Source organism: Microcoleus sp. Pol11C3 (assembly GCF_036701485.1).
Lineage (GTDB): Bacteria > Cyanobacteriota > Cyanobacteriia > Cyanobacteriales > Microcoleaceae > Microcoleus.
The window spans coordinates 1-6534 of sequence record NZ_JAUBQW010000213.1 but is presented as its reverse complement, the minus strand read 5'-3'; the positions used below and the strand labels follow the sequence as shown (position 1 = coordinate 6534).

Annotated in this window: 6 protein-coding genes; 3 read left to right on the top strand and 3 right to left on the bottom strand. The window is 46.0% G+C overall.

Annotated elements, in window-relative coordinates:
• Positions 1-171 precede the first annotated feature (171 nt).
• Positions 172-1131, top strand: coding sequence for an MFS transporter (locus QUA40_RS27005; RefSeq protein ID WP_333131584.1), 960 nt, complete (start codon positions 172-174; stop codon positions 1129-1131).
• 320 nt (positions 1132-1451) lie between these two features.
• Positions 1452-1778, top strand: a complete 327-nt coding sequence (locus QUA40_RS27000; protein WP_333131582.1) for an STAS domain-containing protein — start codon at positions 1452-1454, stop codon at positions 1776-1778.
• 56 nt (positions 1779-1834) lie between these two features.
• On the opposite strand, the gene QUA40_RS26995 is transcribed toward QUA40_RS27000, so the two are convergent.
• Positions 1835-2971, bottom strand: coding sequence for a SpoIIE family protein phosphatase (locus QUA40_RS26995; protein ID WP_333131580.1), 1137 nt, complete (start codon positions 2969-2971; stop codon positions 1835-1837).
• 417 nt (positions 2972-3388) lie between these two features.
• Here QUA40_RS26995 and QUA40_RS26990 point away from each other — a divergent pair, with 417 nt between their 5' ends.
• Positions 3389-3907 (top strand): anti-sigma regulatory factor, encoded by a 519-nt coding sequence (locus QUA40_RS26990; protein WP_333131578.1) that lies wholly within the window; start codon positions 3389-3391, stop codon positions 3905-3907.
• A 15-nt stretch (positions 3908-3922) separates the two neighbouring features.
• On the opposite strand, the gene QUA40_RS26985 is transcribed toward QUA40_RS26990, so the two are convergent.
• Both QUA40_RS26985 and QUA40_RS26980 read right to left on the bottom strand, forming a co-directional pair.
• Positions 3923-4690 (bottom strand): DUF1350 family protein, encoded by a 768-nt coding sequence (locus tag QUA40_RS26985; RefSeq protein WP_333131577.1) that lies wholly within the window; start codon positions 4688-4690, stop codon positions 3923-3925.
• 476 nt (positions 4691-5166) lie between these two features.
• A complete protein-coding gene (locus QUA40_RS26980; RefSeq protein ID WP_333131575.1) occupies positions 5167-6207 on the bottom strand; it encodes a glycosyltransferase family 2 protein in 1041 nt (346 codons plus the stop codon).
• Positions 6208-6534 lie beyond the last annotated feature (327 nt).

The following is a 6534-nucleotide window of genomic DNA, read 5'->3' as shown; positions in this document are numbered from 1 at the left end:
ATTTTTTTCTAATTAACTATTTTTATCGATTTTATCATGATCTTGCCTCTGTCTCACATTTATTTGAAATGACTATACCTTTCTGCTATTTCCCTCTCCTTAATTCTTGGTATTGCTCACGGTTTAGCTGATGCAGCCGCGGGGTTTCTGTTAGGAAGTTTGCCCCGCACGATGTCTTTAGAGCAAGCAAGTGGGCTGATTATTCTCTACAACATTCTGGGTTTTGGGTATCAGCCATTGGCGGGAATGCTGACAGATAAATTCCAACGTCCTCGTCTAGCTGTTTTGGGGGGATTGTTTTCGCTTTTATTGGCATTAGCGATCGCTCACTGGCATTCTCAACTAGCTGTAATTTTAGCAGGAATTGGTTCGGCGGCTTTTCATGTAGGTGGCGGCGCTTTAGCATTAACTGCTACTCCTAATCGTACTACTGGTCCGGGAATTTTTGCCGCGCCAGGAGTGATCGGTTTAACATTAGGTGGTGCGTGGGGATGGACGGGGTACAAAGTTAGCTTGCCAATAGTAATACTACTCGGTTTAATGATGGCGATAGTTGCCATAATTGACTTGTCAAAATATGATGTTTTCTCCCATGACCAGGCTCTGTCTGGGAAGGAAACAATCGAAAATATCCAATTAGATGACGGGGTTTTATTGGTATTAATGAGCGCGATAGCGCTCACTTCCACCGTCTGGACTAGCTTCCATTTCCTCTTACAAATGGATCTCAATCAGCTCGTCGCGATCGCCTTTGTCGCCGGTATTGCCAAAGTCTTGGGCGGTATTCTCGCACAGCGCTGGGGCTGGAGGCGTTACACAATTGTTTCCCTCACAATGGCCGCAGTTTTATTATTATTTTCTCCACAAAATTACCTCCCTTTAATTCTTGGTTTAGCACTACTCCAGTCGAGTATTCCTGTCACCCTCGCCGCCACAGCCAAAATTATGCCACAACAGCCAGCCACAGCCACAGGTTTTGCACTCGGACTCGCGATCATTGTGGGCGGTATTCCAGTGATGGGTGGTTTGAGCCAGATCGCTGGCATACCGGCTGTTTCCGCTTTGATTGTTATGGTATCTGCTCTGTCGCTGTGGTGGGTGTTAAAATCGAAAATTATGCTAAGTCGATAAAAAGTCGAAGATGTCAATCTTCCCCTATGGAATGCAGACAGCCCCAATACCTATAAATTCAGTCGCAAACGTATCCATTGTGGACTTTACCGCACAGCTATTGGGTGGGCAGTCAACGCCGATGCTAAGGGCGCTCTGAAGATATTGAGGAAGCATACAAGTAAGCTGAATCAGTTTCTTGGACTGTTTAGAGGCTGCTGGGCCCTGCCTTTAAGAGTGAAAATGTCTTAGAAATCCCACTCTCTTATTTGGATCGGAGTCCATCTCGCAGCTATACTAGCCTAGTCTGGCTAGAAATTCTGACATTCCCACCGCAAAATATGAGTCCTGTAGTTAAAATTATTCAGCCCTCTGGCATTTTAGACGGCACCAAGGCAAGTCAATTCCGCCAAGAGATTAGCGACCTAGTGGAAGCGGGAGCCGATGTGGTATTGATAGACTTCCAAGATGTGACATTTATGGATAGTTCTGGTTTGGGCGCTTTAGTCTTGGCGCTCAAAACAGTCCGGGCCGCTGGGAGTCAATTAGTCGTCTGTTCTATCAACGAGCAAATCCGTATCTTATTTGAACTCACCAGCATGGATCGAGTTTTCGAGATATTTCAGACCCGCGATGCTTTTAATAGCAAAATTCTCTCAGCTAACTAAATCTTTGGGCTGCTGGCTTCTTGCTATTTGGTCGCAGATGCAATGCAAGAAGTCAGCTAGCCAAAGTTTACCTTGAGTAAAGACCAATCATCATCAAAAACTGCTTTAGCGTTCAACTTTTGAATGTAGTTCAAAACCAGCTCTAACTGGTCGGCAGTGGCACCGTTGTAAGCTGCTAGCAGGTCGATGAAAGGGTCAAGCCCCCAGATATTGCCGTCCGGTTGGTGGATCTCGTATACCCCGTCGCTAAAGATGTAGAGAGTGCTCAAATCCTCGACATCGCAGCAATTATCGATGTATGGGGCGTCGGGGAACATCCCGACCGGCATTCCGGGGGTTTTTAATCGCTGGATTTTAGCAGTGCTCGCAGGGGACTGGGAAATCAACACGGCCGGTGGATGGCCGGCGCTGGCATAAACGAGCTGGCGAGAAATGCGGTTGTAAACTCCGTACCAGATGGTGAAATACTTGTCATTTTGGTAGCTCATCTGGAAGGTGGTGTTGAGGGCCCGCAAAACGTCGCTGGGTTTGTAGTAGTCAATGTTAGGGAGTGTGCGCGATCGCAGCAAATTGAGCACGGCCACAGAAGGCAGCGCCGCCCGCAAACCGTGACCGGCTACGTCGAGCAAGTAAATCGCCAAATAATCGGCATCTAGCCAGTTGTAGTCGAAGCAATCTCCCCCCAACTGCCGGGAGGGAATGAATTTTGCCTCAATGCTGAAAGGTTCCGTCATCGGATCTGGCAGCAGCGATTGCACGTACTCGGCCGCCTCGGCTAACTCTGCTTCCAGACTTTGCTTGGCAATTTTTAAATCTCGGCTGAGTTGGTGCAGCCTCAATCCCGCCCTTACTCTCGCCTGTAACTCGTTGAGTTCGATCGGCTTCGAGATAAAATCGTCGGCACCGGCGTCGAGCCCCTTGACTCGATCGGCGATCGAACCCAAAGAAGTCAACAAAAAGAATTGTGTAGTTGACAGATCCGGATCTGCCTTAACTCGACGGCAGACATCGATGCCGGTCAAGCGCGGCATGATCCAATCGCAAATTATCAGGGCAGGACGCAATTTTTGCGCCTGGGCTACACCGTCTTCGCCATTGCTTGCTACTGTTACTTCGTAACCCTGTTTTTTCAGGGTTCTTCTCAGCAGTTCTTGAACAGCCGTATCATCGTCAATAACCAGAATTTGAAACATGGGCACTTAGGTACTACAAGTTTTTCAAGGTCTGGGGGTCATTTAAAATATATCCTGTCAGCGCCCTTGTCTGAGATTGAGTATAGTTTATTGGCATCGCTTTCGAGGTAATTGCTTTTGACAGCGGGTCGTGGAGTTCAATTTACGTTAAAATTTGATAGAAATTTGGCGCGATCGAACTTCACTCAGTTTATACTCAGAATATAAATTTTTATAGATTTTTATTTGCCACAGGCGCTGGTTGACATGGAAGTGCTATTTATGGTATAGTGACTAACCGATTAGTGGATTAGACAGTGATCGACGGCCCACCAAAGCTAGTATCCTCAAACTACCATTCAATTTTGCCGCCGTTGTATTTTGTCTCAGGGTATTTTTGCTGGTTGTATTTTGCCCACCGGCCGATGAAGAACTTGTGTGGTGAGCGTGATTGAATTAAAGGGTTCCGAAAAGTTGCCGATGCTAAAAAAAGCGGATCTTCAAGTCAATACAGGTCTGAATGGATTAAGCTGGGTTTTGTCGTGGTTTGCACAATTGTACGACTCGCGAATTCCTACAAGTGTGTGGATAAGGTGTCAGTTAGCTTTGGCTGAGGGCTTTACGAATGCGGTGCGTCACGCCCACAAGGGCAAACCAGCGGATTTGCGTGTTGACATTCAGGTGGCGGTGTTCGCTGAATCTTTAGAGATTAAAATTTGGGACTCGGGCGATCCGTTTGATTTAGAGAAAAAAATCAAAGATATTTCGGAAAAAGTCGATATTCACTCTCCGGGCGGGCGGGGCCTAAAATTGATTAAAGACATCGCAGACAGTATTAGTTACGAGAGAACGGCTGCTGGACGGAACTGTTTGTCGATCGTCAAAAATTATACTCCTGTCTCAAGGCCGAACAATGAAGATGATATTTTGGAAGTGGTAGAGGAAATTTCTGATTAATGGGTTCATCGGGTTTTAAACGCGGGACAGAGGATTAAGCCACAGCAGAATTGTCCGTTTTAATTCATTTAATTCTCGATACACTTCTTGTTTGACCCATTGCCCGATCGCATCGAAGGGCGTAAAAATTTGACCCACAGGCCAGCTCACATCTTGACCCAACGGCGTTTGATGGTTGCCAGTCAGAGTCTGAACTGTAATCATGTCGGGAAATCGTGCTTTTAGCAGTTTGGTCAACAGCAGGGTTTGGTCGATGTTGTCGCCGTTAAATTTGACTAAAAGATTGCGCCGGATTTGATAGCTATCTTGGACGAGGCGATTGGTGTCTTGCGGGGAAGGGGTAAACTCGACTTTAAAGACGGGGGAAATTTGCTCGACGATCGGGATTGCTTCTGATGCGGCATAATTGTTGAAAGAAATCAGAATATTGCCTGCCCTTTCTACGTCAAATACAGAACCGATGAGGAGGTGGAGTTTGCATCCCATGCTGTGTCCCATGCCGTAGATGGGGAGATAAGAAGATTTGAGCAATTTAGTAGCGCGCAGGCGATCGAGGGCATTTTCAAATTTGTTGAGGACATCGCGGGCGATCGCAATATGATCTAAAGTATTGACAAACGGCGTTGCGACTACAAGATATCCTTGGTTCCCCAAAGCCTCTAACAGCCAGCGATAGGTGAGTTGTGGTGCCGTCGCGACAAATGCACCGCCTAGAAAATGTACGATCGCGATCGGTCTTGAGGGAATTAATACCCAGTTGCCAGAAATTTCTTGCCAGTCCATAAATTCAATCAAGTTCAAAGTAAAAATGCGATCGTCCTCTGAAGGTAGAAGGCAGAATTTTTTCTAAATTTTTGCTTTTCTTTTCGGCCTAAAAAAGGGGTTTGCTACCCATTTTTTCATTCAAAAAACTTTGCTTTTTACTTACAGCTTATTTAGTGTAACTGTTTTGGTCGCAAATAGCACGGCTGCCGATCGCTGCTATTAGCGTCCTGTATAGATTTGAACCTAGTGACAGAATAAATCAAGGCTGACATCCGATCGTGGCTTTCCAAGATTTGTATATCCTGTCCCATCGCACGGCTGCAAGCGCTTGTAATTAGTATTGCGGGTAATTGACCCGACAGGATATTAACAGTCAAATACGCCTCAAAACCCCAATGTCGCGTATTAACCAGTCTCTGGGCGATCGGCTTAGATTCGGCTTTATTGGCAGTACGTAATTTCTGGAGTAAACCCGCATACAACTATAACATCCTTTAGGGCAGCCCCCCGATTTCAGACGATCGCTGGCGATTTAATTCTGCCGAATGACTTATACCTTCTGCGGTTTGATGAATCAACTTTTCGTGAGCCTTCATCCATTTCCACTTGTCCACAGTAGCTTTAGGATTGAGCACTGTGGTAGCGATGCCGTAAACAATAGTAGGCAAAACCTCCCGATTTAACCAACTTTGTCCCAGCTTTCTCATGTAGTGCAGTGCCAAAAGTTCTCGGAATTTGTTGAGCCTTTTCAAAACAGGCAAATTCTTAAAGTATAGCTGTTCGTACTCGTCGAGTGATAACTCTTTTTCTCCCCGCAAGCGCCGCAGTTGGTTTTCCTTGACACAATCAGAAGCTATGCGCTTTTTGAGCCAGTGCTTATCTGTGAGAGAGTTCCCTCTAATCCGATAATTTCCCAAAGGTTCTGTCGTCGCTAGCAAACCGTACTTTTGAGCAATTTTGGTAAATAACTCTGTATCTTCTCCTACCTGCCAATCTTCTGGAAAGCCGCCTTCTTTGAGAAGAATAGAGCGCTCGACTATAACAGAAGACGGAAAAACCCAAGGACTTTCGCCTGTCTCCTTAATCGCCTGCATTTCTGCTTTAGTTGTAGGATACGTGGGAATATAACTCAACTTGTTGCCACGCTTGTCTAAATACCGCAAAGCGTGAGCCACAGCTTTGACTTCGGGAATGTCTGCCAGCATCTTCAAACAAACTTCTAACTTATTAGGTTCCCAGGTATCGTCGCTGTCGATAAACGCTACATAATCGCCCGTTGCCCGATATATCATTAAATTTCTCGACTTAGAAACCCCGTAATTTTGGGGATTCCTGAAGTATTGAATTCTCGAATCTTGCTCAACCAGCTTAGCAGCAACTTTGTCCGTAGCGTCAGTAGAAAAGTCATCAACAATTAAAATTTCTAGATTATTGTGGGTACTATTGAGTACGGAGGCAACTGTCTCGGCCAGAGTGTCGGCAGCATTGAATGCAGGAATGATTACACTGACTTTTTGGTTGTTCATAGCTTGCATGAGGTGGGGTTTGGTAGTTGTTGCCGGAAGTAAGTATAGTCTGGAAGCAGACAGTCTGACTCCTTTACGTGCAAGTACCTGTAGTCCCGAAACTTGCCTACATACTGCCAATATAACAGGCTTACCGACCTGAGTGTTATCTACCTTAAGGGGCGGGACACCTGTTAGGAGCAGGAGTGCAGACTATTCGGCGGGCAATTTTTCTGACACACAGGCGTCGGCTGCGAGGGTTTTGTCGAGGGAGTTGAGTTTGGGTGCATCTCACTTTGGCAAATACATCAAATTGAAAGTTGACCGTTGAGATAAGCACAGCGAAGAGCAAGGATA

Bases quoted from the DNA above. Each gene is read 5' to 3' on its own strand.
- QUA40_RS27000 (WP_333131582.1), top strand. From the start codon at position 1,452: ATGAGTCCTGTAGTTAAAATTATTCAGCCCTCTGGCATTTTAGACGGC.
- QUA40_RS26980 (WP_333131575.1), bottom strand. From the start codon at position 6,207: ATGCAAGCTATGAACAACCAAAAAGTCAGTGTAATCATTCCTGCATTC.
- QUA40_RS26985 (WP_333131577.1), bottom strand. From the start codon at position 4,690: ATGGACTGGCAAGAAATTTCTGGCAACTGGGTATTAATTCCCTCAAGA.
- QUA40_RS27005 (WP_333131584.1), top strand. From the start codon at position 172: ATGTCTTTAGAGCAAGCAAGTGGGCTGATTATTCTCTACAACATTCTG.
- QUA40_RS26995 (WP_333131580.1), bottom strand. From the start codon at position 2,971: ATGTTTCAAATTCTGGTTATTGACGATGATACGGCTGTTCAAGAACTG.